This window comes from Acidovorax sp. GW101-11A03 (assembly GCF_059424825.1).
In genome coordinates, this window is sequence record NZ_JBWKZU010000034.1 from 44,904 (window position 1) to 61,324 (window position 16,421).

The 16,421-nt window shown below is 67.7% G+C and carries 14 protein-coding genes; 6 read left to right on the forward strand and 8 right to left on the reverse strand.

Annotation, left to right across the window (positions count from 1 at the left end):
* Positions 1-31 precede the first annotated feature (31 nt).
* Positions 32-994 (reverse strand): LysR substrate-binding domain-containing protein, encoded by a 963-nt coding sequence (locus AC07Z7_RS15190; protein WP_494766742.1) that lies wholly within the window; start codon positions 992-994, stop codon positions 32-34.
* A 93-nt stretch (positions 995-1,087) separates the two neighbouring features.
* On the opposite strand from AC07Z7_RS15190, the gene dsdA reads away from it, so the two are divergent.
* The 4 genes from dsdA to AC07Z7_RS15210 are packed head-to-tail and all read left to right on the forward strand — an operon-like array spanning position 1,088 to position 6,235.
* On the forward strand, positions 1,088-2,440 hold the full coding sequence (gene dsdA / locus AC07Z7_RS15195; RefSeq protein WP_494766743.1) for a D-serine ammonia-lyase: 1,353 nt from the start codon (positions 1,088-1,090) through the stop codon (positions 2,438-2,440).
* 52 nt (positions 2,441-2,492) lie between these two features.
* Complete coding sequence (locus tag AC07Z7_RS15200) at positions 2,493-3,479, forward strand: Bug family tripartite tricarboxylate transporter substrate binding protein (protein WP_494766744.1); 987 nt, start codon at positions 2,493-2,495, stop codon at positions 3,477-3,479.
* Between the two features lie 34 nt (positions 3,480-3,513).
* Entirely contained in the window at positions 3,514-5,076 is a 1,563-nt protein-coding gene (locus AC07Z7_RS15205) for an amidase (protein ID WP_494766745.1), read from the forward strand.
* Between the two features lie 13 nt (positions 5,077-5,089).
* Positions 5,090-6,235, forward strand: coding sequence for an NAD(P)/FAD-dependent oxidoreductase (locus tag AC07Z7_RS15210; protein ID WP_494766746.1), 1,146 nt, complete (start codon positions 5,090-5,092; stop codon positions 6,233-6,235).
* A gap of 28 nt (positions 6,236-6,263) precedes the next feature.
* Here the strand turns inward: AC07Z7_RS15210 and AC07Z7_RS15215 are convergent, their stop codons facing one another.
* On the reverse strand, positions 6,264-6,479 hold the full coding sequence (locus AC07Z7_RS15215) for a YjfB family protein (RefSeq protein WP_094286290.1): 216 nt from the start codon (positions 6,477-6,479) through the stop codon (positions 6,264-6,266).
* A gap of 83 nt (positions 6,480-6,562) precedes the next feature.
* Positions 6,563-7,156 carry an IMPACT family protein gene (locus tag AC07Z7_RS15220; RefSeq protein WP_094286288.1) on the reverse strand — a complete coding sequence of 198 codons (594 nt, stop codon included), beginning with the start codon at positions 7,154-7,156 and terminating at the stop codon, positions 6,563-6,565.
* Between the two features lie 206 nt (positions 7,157-7,362).
* Here AC07Z7_RS15220 and AC07Z7_RS15225 point away from each other — a divergent pair, with 206 nt between their 5' ends.
* Positions 7,363-7,554: a hypothetical protein gene (locus tag AC07Z7_RS15225; protein WP_252660126.1), complete on the forward strand. Its 192-nt coding sequence runs from the start codon at positions 7,363-7,365 to the stop codon at positions 7,552-7,554.
* An 85-nt stretch (positions 7,555-7,639) separates the two neighbouring features.
* Here the strand turns inward: AC07Z7_RS15225 and AC07Z7_RS15230 are convergent, their stop codons facing one another.
* The gene (locus tag AC07Z7_RS15230; protein WP_494766747.1) at positions 7,640-8,188 is read right to left on the reverse strand and encodes a GNAT family N-acetyltransferase; all 549 of its coding nucleotides are present in this window, start codon (positions 8,186-8,188) and stop codon (positions 7,640-7,642) included.
* Between the two features lie 40 nt (positions 8,189-8,228).
* Positions 8,229-9,191, reverse strand: coding sequence for a bifunctional helix-turn-helix transcriptional regulator/GNAT family N-acetyltransferase (locus AC07Z7_RS15235; protein WP_494766748.1), 963 nt, complete (start codon positions 9,189-9,191; stop codon positions 8,229-8,231).
* A gap of 192 nt (positions 9,192-9,383) precedes the next feature.
* Here AC07Z7_RS15235 and AC07Z7_RS15240 point away from each other — a divergent pair, with 192 nt between their 5' ends.
* A complete protein-coding gene (locus AC07Z7_RS15240; RefSeq protein ID WP_494766749.1) occupies positions 9,384-11,885 on the forward strand; it encodes a YgiQ family radical SAM protein in 2,502 nt (833 codons plus the stop codon).
* 45 nt (positions 11,886-11,930) lie between these two features.
* Here AC07Z7_RS15240 and AC07Z7_RS15245 read toward each other — a convergent pair whose 3' ends face one another.
* The 3 genes from AC07Z7_RS15245 to AC07Z7_RS15255 all read right to left on the reverse strand — a co-directional run.
* A complete protein-coding gene (locus AC07Z7_RS15245; protein WP_494766750.1) occupies positions 11,931-14,408 on the reverse strand; it encodes an EAL domain-containing protein in 2,478 nt (825 codons plus the stop codon).
* A gap of 510 nt (positions 14,409-14,918) precedes the next feature.
* Positions 14,919-15,611, reverse strand: coding sequence for a DUF1294 domain-containing protein (locus tag AC07Z7_RS15250; RefSeq protein ID WP_494766751.1), 693 nt, complete (start codon positions 15,609-15,611; stop codon positions 14,919-14,921).
* A 14-nt stretch (positions 15,612-15,625) separates the two neighbouring features.
* A partial coding sequence (locus tag AC07Z7_RS15255) for a CoA transferase (RefSeq protein ID WP_494766752.1) occupies positions 15,626-16,421 on the reverse strand: 796 nt, incomplete at its 5' end.

Here is a 16,421-nt window from a genome sequence, read left to right on the forward strand (position 1 = left end):
CCTGCCATCCCGCAGAGCGGCTCAGCCCGACCTATTTGGTATCCAGCAGCGGCGGCAGCACCTGCGCCCGCTCCTCATTAAACTTCCGCGCCTCGTCCCCCAGCCACTCCCGCACCAGCTCCATGGCGGGGCTGGGGTGTGTGGTGGTCACAAACGAATAGGCCGCGCGTGACGGCACGCTGCGCCCCAGCAGCGGCACCAGGCGTCCGGCTTTCACGTCCTGCAGCACCAGCGCGGCGCGGCCCATGGCGATGCCTTGGCCGGCCAGCGCGGCGCCCAGGGCCAGTTGCGACAGGTTGAATTGCTGGCCGCCCGCCCAGGGCGGTGACGTGGCGCCCCTCTGCGCAAACCAGTGTTGCCATTCTTCGTACGTGTCCGCGCCATCCCAGGCGCTGCCGTCGTGCAGCAGCCAGTCGCCGTGCAGATCCTCGGGCGTGTTGATGGGCGGATGCCGGGCCAGGAATTCGGGGCTGGCCACGGGGATGAGCCATTCGTCCAGGAACACGGTGGCGTTCAGGTCGCGGTAGCCGCCCAGGTCAAAGCGCACGGCGGCTTCCACGCCGTCGCGCACCATGCGGGTGCGGTCCAGCGTGTGGAACTCGCCAAACACGCGCAGCCCGGTATGGGGGTGCTGACGGAAAAAGTCGCCTAGCCGGGGGGTGAGCCAGCTCATGGCGAACGAGGGCGAGCAGCTCAGCGTGGCGGTGGCGGCCTCGGCCGGTTGGCGCATCTGGGCCAGGGTGCTTTCGATGGCGTCAAAACTCTCGCGCAGCACCACGGCCAGCCATTTGCCCTCGGGCGTGGGCACCAGGGCGCGCGGGGTGCGCAGGAACAGGGGGCGGCGCAGCCAGTCTTCAAGCTGCTTGACCTGCTGGCTCACTGCCCCCTGGGTAATGCACAGCTCGGCCGCCGCTTTGGTAAAGCTGCCGTGGCGGGCGGCTGCATCAAAACTGCGCAGCCAGGCGAGCAGGGAGGGGGAGAGGCGAATATCCATTATTAATACTAATACTGTGCTCAATATAAATGGTTTGTGGCGGGGGCGTGACCGGCGAAAAATGGGGGCAAGACTTTTCGAGATGAACGCGCCATGACGATTGCCGAACCCCAAACTGCCATCGATGCCTTGCTGGCAACCCGCCTGCGCAACGCCCAGCCCGCCCTGTGGACCAACCCGGCGCGGCAGGCACAGCGCGCCGCCGCGCTGCCTGCACTGGGTAGAACCATTAGTCTGGATGATACGCACGCAGCGGCTGCGCGCCTGGCCCGTTTTGCCGATCTGCTGGCCCAGGTGTTCCCCGAACTGGCCGCCACCGGGGGCGTCGTGGAGTCGCCCCTGCTGCCCGCCACTGCGCTGCAGCCCGTGCTGGGCATGGCGGAAGGCCAAGGCCGCCTGTTCATCAAGGCCGACCACAGCCTGCCCGTGGCGGGCTCCATCAAGGCCCGGGGCGGCATGCACGAGGTGCTGGAGTTTGCCGAGGGGCTGGCGCTGCAGCATGGCCTGGTGCAGCCCGGCGGTGACTACCGCGCACTGGCCAGCCCTGCGGCGCGCGAGGTGCTGGGCCGCTACCAGGTGGCAGTGGGCTCCACGGGCAACCTGGGCATGAGCATCGGTGTGGTGGCGTCGGCCCTGGGTTTCCAGGCCACGGTGCACATGTCGGCCGATGCCAAGGAATGGAAGAAAGACCGCCTGCGCCAGCGTGGTGTGCAGGTCGTGGAGCACGCTGGCGACTACGAGCGCGCCGTGGCCGCAGGCCGTGCCGAGGCGGCCATCAACCCGCTGTGCCACTTTGTGGACGACGAGCAATCGTTCTCGCTGCTGCTGGGCTACAGCGCAGCGGCGCTGCACCTGCAAAAGCAACTGGCCGAGCAGGGCGTGGCGGTGGATGCCGAGCACCCGCTCATCGTTTACCTGCCGTGTGGCGTGGGTGGCGCGCCAGCGGGCATCACCTTTGGCCTGCGGCAGGTGCTGGGGCCGCATGTGCACTGCTTTTTTGCGGAGCCGGTGCAGTCGCCGTGCTTCATGGTGCAGATGATGGCCGGGCCGGGGGCGCACCCCTCGGTGTACGACTGGGGCCTGAGCAACCGCACCGAGGCCGATGGCCTGGCCGTGCCACGTGCGTCGCTGCTGGCGGCGGAGCTGATGCGGCCGCTGCTGTCGGGCGTGTTCACGGTGGCCGACGACACCCTGTTCACGCACCTGGTGCGGGTGCTGGATGCCCTGGGCGAGCGCATCGAGCCCTCCGCCGCTGCAGGCTTCAGCGGCCCGGCGATGTTGACCGGCACCACCGCCGGGCAGGCCTGGCTGCGCAGCACGGGCATTGACGCCGTGCTGCACCAGGCCACGCATCTGGTGTGGACCACGGGCGGCCTGTTGGTGCCCAAGGCGCAGTACCAGGGCTTTGTGCAGCGCGGGCGGGCCGTGCTGGCTGCGCAGGGCTGATTTCTTCTCATTCCCCCATTCCCCAATCTTTGTGACCTTTGGAGAGAACCCCATGAACCGCAAGCAACTGCTTTTGTCTGCCGCCCTTTTTGCCGCCCTGGGGTCCACCGCGTTGGCCCCGGCCATGGCGCAGGAGGCGGCGTTCCCCACCAAGCCGATCACGCTGGTGATCCCGTTTCCGCCCGGTGGTGCCACCGACGTGCTGGGCCGCCTCATTGGCAAGAAACTGGGCGACAAGCTGGGCCAGAGCGTGGTGATCGACAACCGCGCGGGCGCGGGCACGGTGATCGGTGCGTCATCGGTGGCGCGGGCGGCGCCGGATGGCTACACGCTGCTCATGAGTTCGGGCACCACCTTCACAGTGAACCCCGCCGTGCGCGCCAAGCTGCCGTATGACCCGGTCAAGAGCTTCGAGCCCATTGGTATTGCCGGGCGCACGGGGCTGATCTTGCTGGCCAACAAGGACGTGCCGGTAGCGGATGTGAAGCAGTTCATGGCCCTGGTGAAGGCCGGGCCGGACAAGTATTCGTATGGCTCGTTCGGTGCGGGCACCACCTCGCAGTTTGCGGGCGAGATGTTCTTCCACGCGGCGGGTCTCAAGATCCAGCATGTGCCGTACAAGGGCAGCGCGCCTGCGATGACCGACCTGCTCGGTGGGCAGATTCCGTTCACCGTCGATACTGTGTCGGCCGCGCTGCCACAGCTCAAGGACGGCAAGATCAAGGCCATTGCGGTGACCTCCGGCAAACGCTCAGCCCTGCTGCCCAAGGTGCCCACGTTGGGCGAGAGTGGCTACCCCGGCCTGGAGATGGACACCTGGCTCGCCATGGTGGCGCCGCGTGGCCTGCCACCGGCTGTGAAGGCGCGGCTGGAGCTGGCGCTGGCCCAGGTGGTGGCCGACCCGGAAACGCGTGACAAGCTCATCGCCACGGGCTTTGAACCGTCCTATGCTTCGTCCAAGGCCGTCAGCGAACTCATCGACAAAGAGCTGCCGCTGATGCGTGCTATTGCACAGCGCGCTGCCATCACCGCAGACTGAACCCGTGGGACCAGAACAAGGAGACAAGCCCGAGATGACCACCACAACCCCCCAAGCCCTGGTTGAACTGACGGCCAACGAACTGCGCCACCGCATTGGCACACGCGAGATTTCGCCGGTGGAGCTGCTCGACGCCTGCATTGCCCGCATCGAGGCCGTGAACCCGCATGTGAATGCCGTCACCGCCACCTGCTACGACCGCGCCCGCACCGAGGCCAAGGCGGCCGAACAGGCGGTGCTGCGCGGCGAGCCGCTGGGCCTGCTGCATGGCCTGCCCATGGGCGTGAAGGACCTGGAGGCCACGGCGGGCCTGCTGACCACCTATGGATCGCAGATCTACCGCGAACACATTCCGGCCGAGGACAACGTGCTGGTGGCGCGCCTGCGCGCAGCGGGCGCCATCGTCACGGGCAAGACCAACATCCCCGAGATGGGGGCGGGCGCCAATTCGCGCAACACCGTGTGGGGCGCGACGGGCAACCCCTTCAACCCCAACCTGAACGCCGGAGGCTCATCGGGCGGCTCGGCCGCCGCGCTGGCGTGCGACATGCTGCCGGTGTGCACGGGCTCGGACACGGGCGGGTCGCTGCGCATTCCTGCATCCATCTGCGGGGTGGTGGGCTTCCGGCCCTCGCCCGGCGTGGTGCCCAGCTCGCGCAAGCTGCTGGGCTGGACGCCGATATCGGTGGTGGGCCCCATGGGCCGCACGGTGGAAGAGGCCTGCCTGCAGCTGGCGGCATCGGCGGGCATGTCGGCGGGCGACCCTCTGAGCTATCCGCTGGACCCGATGAGTTTCTTGCTGCCTGAAACCGTGGACCTGAGCCGCCTGCGCATGGCCTACACCGAGGACTTTGGCGCCTGCGCTGTGGACAACGGCATCCGCGCCGTGTTCCGCCGCAAGGTGCAGGCCATGAAGCACCTGTTTGCCCGTTGCGACGCCATCGACATCGACCTGGGCGACGTGCACCGCTGCTTTGACGTGCTGCGCGCCGAGGCCTTTGTGGCCAGCACGCGCGAGGCCTACGAGCGCGACCCCGCCAGCCTGGGCCCCAACACCCGCGCCAACTACGAAATGGGCGCTGCCATGACGCTGTTGGACAGCGCCTGGGCGCAGGCCGAGCAGACACGCATCCTGGCGCGGTTCCAGAAGCTGTACGAGGACTACGACGTGATCCTGGCGCCCACCACGCCGGTGTCGCCGTTTGCGTGGACCCAGCTGTTCGCCAGCCACATCAACGGCGAGCCCCAGGCCAACTACTACCGCTGGCTGGCGCTGACCTATGTGACCACGCTCACCACCCACCCGGCGCTGAGCTTGCCCTGTGGGCTGGACGACACCGGGATGCCGTTTGGCCTGCAGATCGTGGGTCGGTTCCGTGCCGACCGGCACACGCTGGGTGTGGGCCATGCGCTGGAGCAGGCGTTCAAGGGCATCGCCGGGCTGGCACGACCCCGGCCCGACATTGCCAAGCTGGTGCAGACGCGCGCCGAGCCCTCGCTGACCTCCATCGTGACCGGCGCGCCCGACCCCCGTGACGCCCGCAGCCTGCCGCGCGACGACCGAGCGGCATCGGCTGCGCAGGTATCCGCTGTTTGAGCAGGAGACACAGATGCAAACCGCAGACACCATCGTGATTGGCGCGGGCATTGCCGGGGCCTCCGTGGCCTGGCAACTGGTACAGCCCAGCGCTGTTGGGCAGGGCGCCAGCGTGCTGCTGCTGGAGCGGGAATCGCAGCCCGGCTACCACACCACCGGCCGCTCGGCCGCGCTCTACATGGCGACTTATGGCACGCCCAACATCCAGGCGCTGACCCGGGCCAGCCGCGCGTTCTACGATGCGCCGCCGCCCGAGTTCGGCGCCGATCCCATCCTCTCGCCCCGGGGCGTGGTCTATGTCGCCGGGCCGGACCAGCTGGACCTGCTCAAGCAGACCTACGACGAAGCGCACGCCACCTCGCCCAATGTGCGGTGGGTGGACAAGGCCGAGCTGCTGGCGATGCTGCCTTGCCTGAAGCCCGAGGCTGTGGCCGCCGGCATGAGCGAACCCGAGGCGGCCGATATTGATGTGAACGCCCTGCACCAGGGCTACCTGCGCGGCCTGCGCCAGCGCGGCGGCCAGGTGCTGACGAACGCCGAGGTCTCGGCCGTGAGTCGTGAAGGCTCTGTGTGGCAAGTGACGCTGGCCGACGGGCGGGTGTTTGCCGCCCCGACTATCGTCAACGCTGCAGGCGCCTGGGCCGATGTGGTGGCGGGCCTGGCCGGTGTGCCACCCATCGGGCTGGAGCCACGCCGCCGCACTGCGTTCACCTTCCCGGTGCCCGAGGGCATGGACGCTACCCACTGGCCTGCGGTGATCGGCATCGATGAGAGCTTCTACTTCAAGCCCGATGCGGGGCAACTGCTGGGCTCACCCGCCAATGCCGACCCGACGCACCCGCACGATGTGGTGCCCGAGGAGCTGGACGTGGCCACCGGGATCTATCACATCGAGGAAATGACACGTTTCCAGATCCGCCGCCCGTCGCACACCTGGGCCGGGCTGCGCTCGTTTGTGCCGGATGGCGACATGGTGATTGGCTGGGACAACCATGTGCCCGGCTTCTTCTGGCTGGCCGGGCAGGGCGGGTATGGGATTCAGAGCGCGGCGGGCGCCTCGTTGCTGGCGCGGCAGCTGTTGCGGGGTGAGCCGCTGGCCGAGGAACTGGTGCGCGAGGGCGTGGGGGTGGAAGGGCTGTCGCCTGCGCGGTTGCGCTGAGCTGCGCGAGCGGAGGGGGCTCAGCCCCTCAGGCGAAGGTGTTGACGTTGGTGCCCAGCGTGCCGCTGGTGGCCAGCTGCGGCTGGGGCATGGACTGCTGCATGGCATCCAGCATGGTGGCGGCAGAGACGGCCTGCATGTCCAGCGCCTTTTTCAGCACCACCATGTTCAGCGCGTCCGAGGTTTTGGCACTGGCCAGGTTGGTGGCGGTGCTGACGATGCTGTTGGCGAGGGCGACATCCATGGCGATTCCTTGGGGTAATGGCGGTTTATCGGCATCCCGGCGGCGGGCTTGAGGGGTGTTACATCTCTGGCAGGGGGCTGGGGTCAGGACCGGTTGTCCGTCCAGCCCACCCGGCCTTGCCCGCCATCGTTGATGCGCTGCACAAATGCGCCTGCTTGCGCTTCGGGCAGGCGGATCTGCAGCTGCACCAGCGTGCCATGCTGCACGTCCACCAGCTCTGCTCCGGCCGATTCGACCTCGCGCCGTACAAAGCCTTCCAGCGCATAGGGCACCTCGCACTGCAGGGTGGCCATGCGCTGCAGCGTGACCTTGGGGGCGGTGAGCAAAGCCTGGGCAATGGTGTCGGTGTAGGCGCGCACCAGGCCGCCCGCACCCAGCTTCACTCCACCAAAGTAGCGCACCACGGTGGCCAGCACGCCTTCCAGGTCCTGGTGGCGCAACACATCCAGCATGGGGCGGCCGGCCGTGCCGCTGGGCTCGCCGTCATCCACCGCCGCTGACTGCCCGCCTGCCAGCAAAGCCCAGCAGATGTGGGCCGCCCCGGGGTGCTGCTTCCATAGTGCATCGACGGCCGCCTGGGCGCTGGCGCGGTCGGCCATGGGTTGCACGCAGCCGATGAAGCGGCTTTTCTTGATGATGAGTTCGCTGTGCGCCGGGGCGGCCAGGGTGTGGGGCATGGGGCAGCGAGTGTACGGCGCGCGCTGTGTGACGAATGTCACGCCGGGCGTTCTCGTCACGCGGTGGGATGGGCATCGGGGCCGGGAGTGTGCGTTCTGTCACACGCCAGAGCGGCGTGCATTCCTACACTGCCCAGCTGTTGTGGTGGCCTACGCTGGCGCTACGTTTTTGAAAGCACCAGGCCCACCCGAAAAAAGGAACTGCCATGTTTGCCACTCCGTTCTCTGCCCCCGTGCCCCCCCGTTTTGCCAGCCAGGTGTTTGGCCGGTTCATGTCCCGGTCCGCCCCGACCGCCCCCCACACGCCCATGGCGGCCCCCGTGGTGAACGACCTGGTGGAGGAAGAAGACGATCTGCCCGACCTGGCCCAGCGCGTGCGGGAAGTCGGCGAGTGGTGAGCGGTGCAGGGCCCGATCCCGGCTTTGCCATCGATGGCCCTCTTGGGGGCCATTGCCGTTTCCGGGGCCCGGCTTGAGTTGGACTTCAGCCGCCGCCCGTGCCGCCGTCATCCGGCAGGTCCACCAGGCTGCGTGCCATGAGCACGCTGGTGTAGTTGGTCAGCGGTCGCCAGTCGCATTCGCCCACCACCTGGTAGCCCCACGATTCATACATCGCAATCAAGGCCGCCGCAGGCTGGGCTGTGTCCAGCGCCAGTGTCCGGGCGCCTGCCCGGCGGGCAAACGTGGTGGCATGGGCATGCAGCTGCTTGCCATAGCCCCGGCCCTTGGCCTGGGGGGTGATGCAGAACTGGCACAGCGACCAGACCGTGGGGTCGCGGTACAGCGGCACGGTGGAATCCGGCTGGGGCGGCCGCAAGGTGGCCGTGCCCACGTAGTCGCCTCCGTCCACCATCACCAAGCCGGTGCCTGACGCAAAGCGTTTCGCCGTGTCTTCCACCGACTGGTGGGTGCCCCAGTAGTGCAGGCCCAGGCGGGCGTGGGGCGCGTAGGCGGCGTGGATGAGTGCCGTGAGGCGCACCAAATCATCCTCGGGCGTGACCTGGCGGATCGTGGGGCGGGGGTTGGGGGTCATGGTGGCTGCCTTGTGGGTGTGCGGTGCCAGCAGGTGTTTGTTACAGCTTCAGTTCCCAGGTTTCGCCCACCAGTTGCTGGCCAAAGCCTTCATAGGGCTCCGACTTGGTCAGGCGAAAGCCGCGCTGGGCATAAATGCCCCGCGCGGCGGTCAGGCAGCTGTTGGTCCACAGCACCATCTTCTTGTAGCCCTTGGCGCGCGCAAAGGCAAGGCATTCGTCGGTCAGCCGCGCGCCCAGGCCCAGTCCGCGCGCCTTGGGGGCCAGGATCAGCATGCGCAGCTGGGCCGTGGTGGGGGATTTGCGCACCACAAACACCGCACCCACCCGCTCGCCGTCCAGCTCGGCGATCCAGGCTTTCTCCCATTCGGGCTGGAAATTGCGCAGAAACTGCGCGGCAATGTCGGCCACCAGCGCCTCGAAGCGGCTGTCCCAGCCGTATTCACGCCAGTAGATTTCGCCGTGCTGCTGCACCACCCAGCCCATGTCTCCGGGCACTGGGTCGCGCAGCACGGCCATGCGCGGGGGCGCACCTGCGCCCGATGCCGGGTCCAGCAGGGTTTCGATGCGTTCCATGGCATCCACCACCTCCTGCTGGCGCGCGGGGGGCAGGGGGGCGAGCAGGGCGGTCGCTTCGTCGCGCGAGCGCTGCTGCAGCGGCTCGAACACCGCGCGCCCGGCCTCCGTCAGGGTCAGCACGCTTTGCCGGGCGTCCTGCGCGCTGGTGCTGCGGCTGATCCACCCCGCCTGTTCGAACCTGCGCAGGATGCGGCTCATGTAACCGCCGTCCAGCCCCAGCTCCCGTGCCAGTTCGCTGGCCACGGGGGCCTCGCGGTGGGCCAGCTCATACAGCACGCGCACATCGGTGAGTGACAGGTCGCTGCCCAGGTACGGGTCCAGCACCCCAATGCGGCGGGTGAAGAAACGGTTGAAGCGGCGTACCGCCTTCACGGCGCTGGCAGGGACGGGGGGCGGGGCCGAAGGGGCTGGTGTGGTGGTGCTCATAAATGCCTTTGTCAGTTAATTGATTGACAAAAGCAAGTATATGACTTGAGAGACATCAAGCCTGCAACGGTGAGGGGCAAGTGCTGCAAAGGCGACAAAAACCGCTTGCCAACGTAAAATCGCGGGTTATCCACCACAGACGCGCCCCACGAAGGCCCCCATCGCACCGGGGGCGGCCGCGACCCCCTTTGCATGAACGCCCCCGTTGACGTCTCCTTTTTTGCGCGCGCCGCAAAGCCCTTGACCAGCTACCGTCCGTACTGGGCCAAGCGCTTTGGCACGGCCCCGTTCCTGCCGATGAGCCGCGCCGAGATGGAGAAACTGGGCTGGGACAGCTGCGACATCATCCTGGTGACGGGCGATGCGTATGTGGACCACCCCAGCTTCGGCATGGCCGTGATCGGCCGCACGCTCGAAGCCCAGGGCTTTCGCGTGGGCATCATCGCCCAGCCCGACTGGCAAAGCGCCGAGCCCTTCAAGGCGCTGGGCAAGCCCAACCTGTTCTGGGGCGTGACGGCGGGCAACATGGATTCGATGATCAACCGGTACACCGCCGACCGGAAGATCCGCAGCGACGATGCCTACACCCCCGGCGACGTGGGCGGCAAGCGCCCCGACCGCGCCGCCATCGTCTACAGCCAGCGCTGCCGCGAGGCGTACAAGGACGTGCCCATCATCCTCGGTGGCATCGAAGGCAGCCTGCGCCGCATCGCGCACTACGACTATTGGAGCGACAAGGTGCGCCGCTCCATCGTGGTGGACAGCAAGTGCGACCTGCTGCTGTACGGCAACGCTGAGCGTGCCTTGGTCGAAGTGGCCCACCGCATTGCTGCGCGCGAGCCGGTCGAGAAAATCACCGATGTGCGCGGCACGGCCTTTGTGCGCCGCCCCGACGACGAAAGCGGCAAGGGCTGGTTCGAGATCGACTCCACCACCGTGGACGAACCCGGCCGTGTGGAAGCGCACATCAACCCTTACATGACCACCAGCGAGCAGGCGGCCGCCCAGGGCAGCACCTGCAGCAAAGAGGATGCTCCTGATTCTGTAGCTGCAAAGGAAGGTGGGACGGGCGGTAACGGCCAAAAAAGCCCTGAAAAAGCCGAGCCCAACCCCGCCATTCAGCCTATGGTCTTTGTGGCCAACCCCGCGCTCAAGGCCAAGCTCAAGGTGCCGCCGCGCGAGAAGAGCGTGATCCGCCTGCCCAGCTACGAGCAGGTGAAAAGCGACCCCGTGCTCTATGCCCACGCCAACCGCGTGCTGCACCTGGAGACCAACCCCGGTAACGCCCGCGCGCTGGTGCAGGCGCACGGCGAGGGCGTGACGGCGCGCGACGTGTGGATCAACCCGCCGCCCATCCCGCTGACCACGGCCGAGATGGACCATGTGTTCGATCTGCCCTACGCGCGTGGCCCGCACCCCAGCTATGCCGACGAGAACGGCAGCCACGACGGCGCGACGAAGATCCCTGCGTGGGAGATGATCCGCTTCTCGATCAACATCATGCGCGGCTGCTTTGGCGGCTGCACCTTCTGCTCCATCACCGAGCACGAGGGCCGCATCATCCAGAGCCGGTCCGAGGATTCGATCATCCAGGAGATCGAGGACATCCGCGACAAGGTCAAGGGCTTCACCGGCACCATCAGCGACCTGGGCGGCCCCACGGCCAACATGTACCGCCTGGGCTGCCGCTCGCCCGAGATCGAGGCCGCCTGCCGCAAGCCCAGCTGCGTGTACCCCGGCATCTGCCAGAACCTCACCACCGACCACGGCCCGCTGATCAAGATCTACCGCCGTGGCCGCGCGCTCAAGGGCATCAAGAAGATCCTGATCGGATCGGGCCTGCGCTACGACCTGGCCGTGAAGTCGCCCGAGTATGTGAAGGAGCTGGTGCAGCACCATGTGGGCGGCTACCTCAAGATCGCGCCCGAGCACACCGAGCAGGGCCCGCTCACCAAGATGATGAAGCCGGGCATCGGCAGCTATGACAAGTTCAAGCAGATGTTCGAGAAGTTCAGCGAAGAGGCGGGCAAGAAGCAGTTCCTGATTCCGTACTTCATCGCCGCGCACCCGGGTACCAGCGACGAGGACATGATGAACCTCGCCATCTGGCTGAAAAAGAACGGATTCCGCGCCGACCAGGTGCAGACCTTCTACCCCAGCCCCATGGCCACGGCCACGGCCATGTACCACTCGGGCCGCAATACGCTCACCCGTGTTCGCCGCCAGATGCGTGATGAAGCGGAGGAGTCCGTGGACATCGTGCGCGGCGAAAAGCGCCGCCGCCTGCACAAGGCCTTTTTGCGCTACCACGACCCCAACAACTGGCCGCTGCTGCGCGAAGCGCTCAAGGCCATGGGCCGCGCGGATCTGATCGGCAACGGCAAGCACCACCTGATACCCACCTTCCAGCCGCTGACGGACGGTGGCTATCAGAGTGCGCGCAAGAAGAACAGCACCGCGTCCGCGGGTGGCGGCGGGCTCGGCTACACCATCAACAAGGATGGCAAGGCCGTTGCCCTGCGGCCCCGCCCGCAGGAGCTGAACGAGCCCAAGGGCGATGTGCGCTTTCGCGGCACGGCCCCCCAGCCGGGCCGCATGCTGACCCAGCACACCGGGCTGCCGCCGCGTGTGACGGGTTCTGCCTCCAAAACCAAGCCCGCTGGCAACGGCAAGGCGTTCAAGAAGGCGCGCTGACCGCCGCCGGGTGCGCGGAATGCGCCCTGGCCCCTCAAGGCCACATCAGGCCGGGCGTTGCTGGGGGAAGGGCGCGTTGTGCGGTGGCGCGTGGCCCTGTGCCACACCGCCACTCCGCGCGGGCTCTTGCCTGGGGGTGTTGCCGAGGGCGAGGTAGTCATCCAGCGGCACCGGCCGCGCCAGCGCATAGCCCTGCGCATAGTCCACGCCAATCTCCCGCAGGGTCTCCACGATGGCCTGCGACTCGGCAAACTCGGCAATCGTCTGTTTGCCCATCACGTGGCCGATGTGGTGGATCATTTCCACCATGGCCCGGTTGGCGGGGTCGTGCAGCATGTCCTTCACAAAGCTGCCGTCGATCTTGAGGTAGTCCACCGGCAGGTGCTTGAGGTAGTTGAAGGACGACATGCCCGCGCCAAAGTCATCGAGCGCAAAGCGGCAGCCCAGCTGCTGCAGCTCCTTCATCAGCCGCACGGCATTGGGCAGGTGCGATATGGCGCTGGTTTCCGTGATCTCGAAGCACAGCATGTGCGGGTCCACCCCCGAATCGGCCAGCGCGCTGCGGATGAGCTTGAGCAGGCTGTCGTCCCCCAGGCTGGTGCCTGAGAGGTTGATGGCGCAGGTGTGCACCTGCGGCAGGCCCGGCTGGTGCTGGCGCCGGGCCAGCGTCTCCAGCGTGTGGCGGATGACCCAGCGGTCGATCGAGGTCATCATGCCGTAGTGCTCGGCTGCCGGAATAAAGCAGCCGGGCGCAATCAGCTGTCCGTCGTCTTCGCGCAGGCGCAGCAGCACCTCCATGTGCAGGCCGCTTTCACCGCTGGGCTGCAGGGGCGCGATGGCCTGGGCGTGCAGCTGGAACTGGTTGTGCTCCAGCGCCAGGCGCAGGCGCCGTACCCAGTCCATCTCGCCCTCGCGGCGGCTCATCTCGATGTCTTCCGTCTGGTAGATGAAGACGCGATTGCGTCCGCCTTCCTTGGCGCGGTAGCAGGCCATGTCGGCCACGCGCATGGCCTCCTGGATGGAGGTGAGCGCGGGGATGAGCTGCACCATGCCGATGGACAGGCCGGTGCGCAGCTGCTGGCCGCCCCAGTTCAGCCGCAGTTCCTGTCCGGCCTGGCGCAGCTGCTCGGCAATGCGGGCCGAGGGCCCGGCCGGGCAGTCCTTGAGCAGGATGCCGAACTCGTCGCCGCCCAGGCGCGCCAGCGTGTCGCCCTCGCGCAGATGGCTTTGCAGCATGCGGCAGACCTCGCGCAGCATCTCGTCGCCCGCCTGGTGGCCACAGGTGTCGTTGATGAGCTTGAACTGGTCCATGTCCACATACAGCAGCGAGCCCTCGCGCCCCACGGGGCGGGGCTGGGCCAGCAGGGCTTCGAGCCGGTGCTCGAACTCGCGCCGGTTCACGAGGCCTGTCAACGCGTCGTGGCTGGCCTGCCACGACAGCTGCTCCACATAGTGCTGCTCGCGCGTCACGTCGTGCAGCACCAGCACGGCACCGGTCAGCACATCGCGGTGGCGGATGGGCGAGCCCACCAGCTTGACCGGCACGACGGTCTGGTCCGGGCGCACCAGCGTGGTGTGCACATTGCCCAGGGCCGCGCTGCCGCTGCGCAGGATGTTCTGCACCAGCGTGTCGGCAGACAGGGGCGGTGCCTCGCCATCGAACACCAGCAGCTGCGCCAGCGGCTGGCCGGTGGCCTGGGCAGCCGGGCGGGCCAGCAGGGCCTCGGCGGCGGGGTTCATGTAGAGCACCTGGCCCTGGGTGTTGGTGGTCACCACACCGTCGCCGATGGCGGTCAGGGTGGTGCGGGCCTGCTCGCGTTCGGCTTCCAGGGCCTGCTCGGCGCGACGGCGCTGCTCCAGCAGGCCCTGGGTGTGCCACAGGGTCAGCACGATGAGCACGGCCGCCATGCCCATGTTGGTCCACATCAGCAGCAGCACGATCTGGCGCGAGCTTTCGCCCAGGGCCTCGCTGAAGTTGCGGGCGACGGGGGTCACTCCGGCGTTGATTTCGTAAATGGCGTCCTGCCACCGCTGCCGGGTGGCGGCGTCTGCCGTGCCGTCCGTGTTGCGCTGGTGGATCTCGTGCGACAGCTCGCGCAGTGCGTTGATGTATTCGTCGCCGATGAGCCAGTGGCTCACGGGCTTCTTGACCAGGTCCAGGTGGTCGAAGTAGCGCAGCAGCCAGATCAGGCTGTCGATGTCGTCGGGGTGGTTGCCGCCGCGCAGAAAGCCCTCGCGCGCCACATCGGTCTGCACCTGGCCCGGCTGCAGGGCCAGCCGTGCTGCCCGGTCGCCGAGGGGGATGTCGATGGCGCGCACAAACCCGTCGAACGACTGGGGCGAGCCATTGATCGCGTACTGGTGGAGGTGGTAGATGGCGTCCTTTTGCCCCTTGGTCCACAGACTTTCACCCGCCACAAAGGCGCGAACGCCGGACAAGACCTGCAAGCTGGCCGTGGCACAGGCGGCCAGCAGCAGCACCATCACGATGAACGGCCAGGTCACCCGCAGGGTCAACGGCACCGGTTTTCGCTCGACTGGCTGCTCTGGCTGCTGCAACACATCCATGGATTGGCCCCCCGCCTCATGCTTCGTTGCCGGGCGCTGGCCATGGCCAGCGAGCCCTTGCTGCTTTGCTTTGCTGCGCCTGCACCGTGCGTGAACCGCCTTTGCTCTGGCTGGAGCCCCGTATCGGTGGCGGTGCTGCGGTGCAGCGCCCGCGAACCACTATATAGCGATCAACTGGCAGACGCATGCAAAGTTTGGCAAGCGGAGGGGCCGTGCTTGCTGCCGTTGTGGTGTGAGGCTAGCGTGCCAGCACTGTTGGTTCAGGCAGGGTGCACGGCCCGCGCAGTGGCAGTTGGCGTGCCCTGGAGGTACTACCGATGCGGTGCCGGAGATTGCTCCTCAGGGCCTGCTCCTGCGCTGCGGCCTTGGTGATGCGTCGGATGCTCAAAATACAAGCAAAAATAGCCATTGCCGCGCGTCCATCATGCGCTTTTAGCTATCAAAATTGAAGCGTTTCAGGGGCTGCTACCGCAGCCACCCGCCCACCCAGGCCGCCAGCGCCGCGCAATGCAACACCACCGTGGTCCAGTACACGGTGCGGAACTCCTGCTTGCTCGACTTGTGCCGCAGCCACTGCTGCGCGCACCACGCGCTCGGCCAGCCACCTGCCAGGCTGAGCAGGTGCAGGTGTTTTTCAGGTGTGCGCCACCGGCCGCTTTGTGCCGCGCTTTTGTCCATGGCATAGGTGACAAAGGTCAGGAGGTTGATGGCCACAGCAGCGCCCAGGGACCACAGCGGGAGCCTGCTCGCCCAGACGCCCCAGCCCAGCAGCGCGGCCCAGCCCAGCATCAGGAGCAGGGTGGGCAGGGCCGGGGCATTGGCCCCCGGCTGCGTTTTTGCCGGGCGCTCGCTGCGCGGAGCGGGTGACGGGGCAGGGGGACGCGTGTGCTGAATTTTGCGCGGAAGCGCCGTTGCAGACGCGCTGGCGGCTGGGCGGGTTGCGCGCCCGGCCTGGGCCGCAGGCTGTACCGCCATGGCCCGGGGGCCTTTGCCGCCCACGTGGATTTCTTCGTAGACCACGGCCAACCCTTCGCGGGGTGCTGCGCTGCCCCGGTAGTCCCGCACATGAAAAAACACGTCGGCGGAGGTGTCGGGGCTGCGGATAAAGCCGAACGCGCGCGTCGCGTCCCAGCGAATGACGGTGCCTTGTTTCTGCATCGGTAAAAAAGGGATCAGGCGAGGGTGTGCAGGGGAATGTCTTGCGCCACGGCCAACGCATCCAGCTGGGCGCGGGTCTGCGTGCGCAGGAAGGCCGCTACGGCGGCGTGCGTGGCAGGCGCGCGCAGCACCACTGGGTCGCCCGTGGCGGGCAGGCCTGCAGCGGCGCACAGGCTGGCGGCAAAGTGTGGCTCCAGCGCCGCCACGGCCACGCGGCCGTCGGCGCAGGAGTAGATGCGGTAGCCCGCGTGGTGGCCGCCCACGTCGCCCTCGGGGGTGGTCAGGCCCCAGTCGCGCGGCTGAGCCAGCCAGGCGGCGGCGTCGGCCAGGGCCACTTCGATGCACATGCCGTTGCCAGTGTGAGCGCGCTCCAGCAGGGCCTGCAGCACGGCTTCGCTGGCCATCAGTGCGCCGCCCATGTCGGCGTAGAGCGTGGGCGGCATCTCGGTGCCGGTCACCAGGCCGGCATCGGCCAGGTAGGTGAGGTCGTGGCCGGGCTCTTCGGCCCGCTCGGCCGCTGCGCCCACGATGCGCACCAGCGACAGGCGCGGGTATTTGGACTGCAACGCATCCCATCCCAGCCCCAGCTTGGTGAGCGCCGAGGGGCGGAATGAGGTGATCAGCACATCGGTGCGGGCCAGCTCTGCATGCAGCGCGGCCTGGCCTTCGGGTGTCTTGAGGTGGGCATGCACCACCCGCACACCCTGGTGCAGCGTGGCATAGGCCGCCGGGCTGTAGATGCCCATGGGGTCCGCGCTGGGGTAGCCGGGGGGCGGGGGCGGTTCGAGCTTGGTGCACTCGGCGCCCATG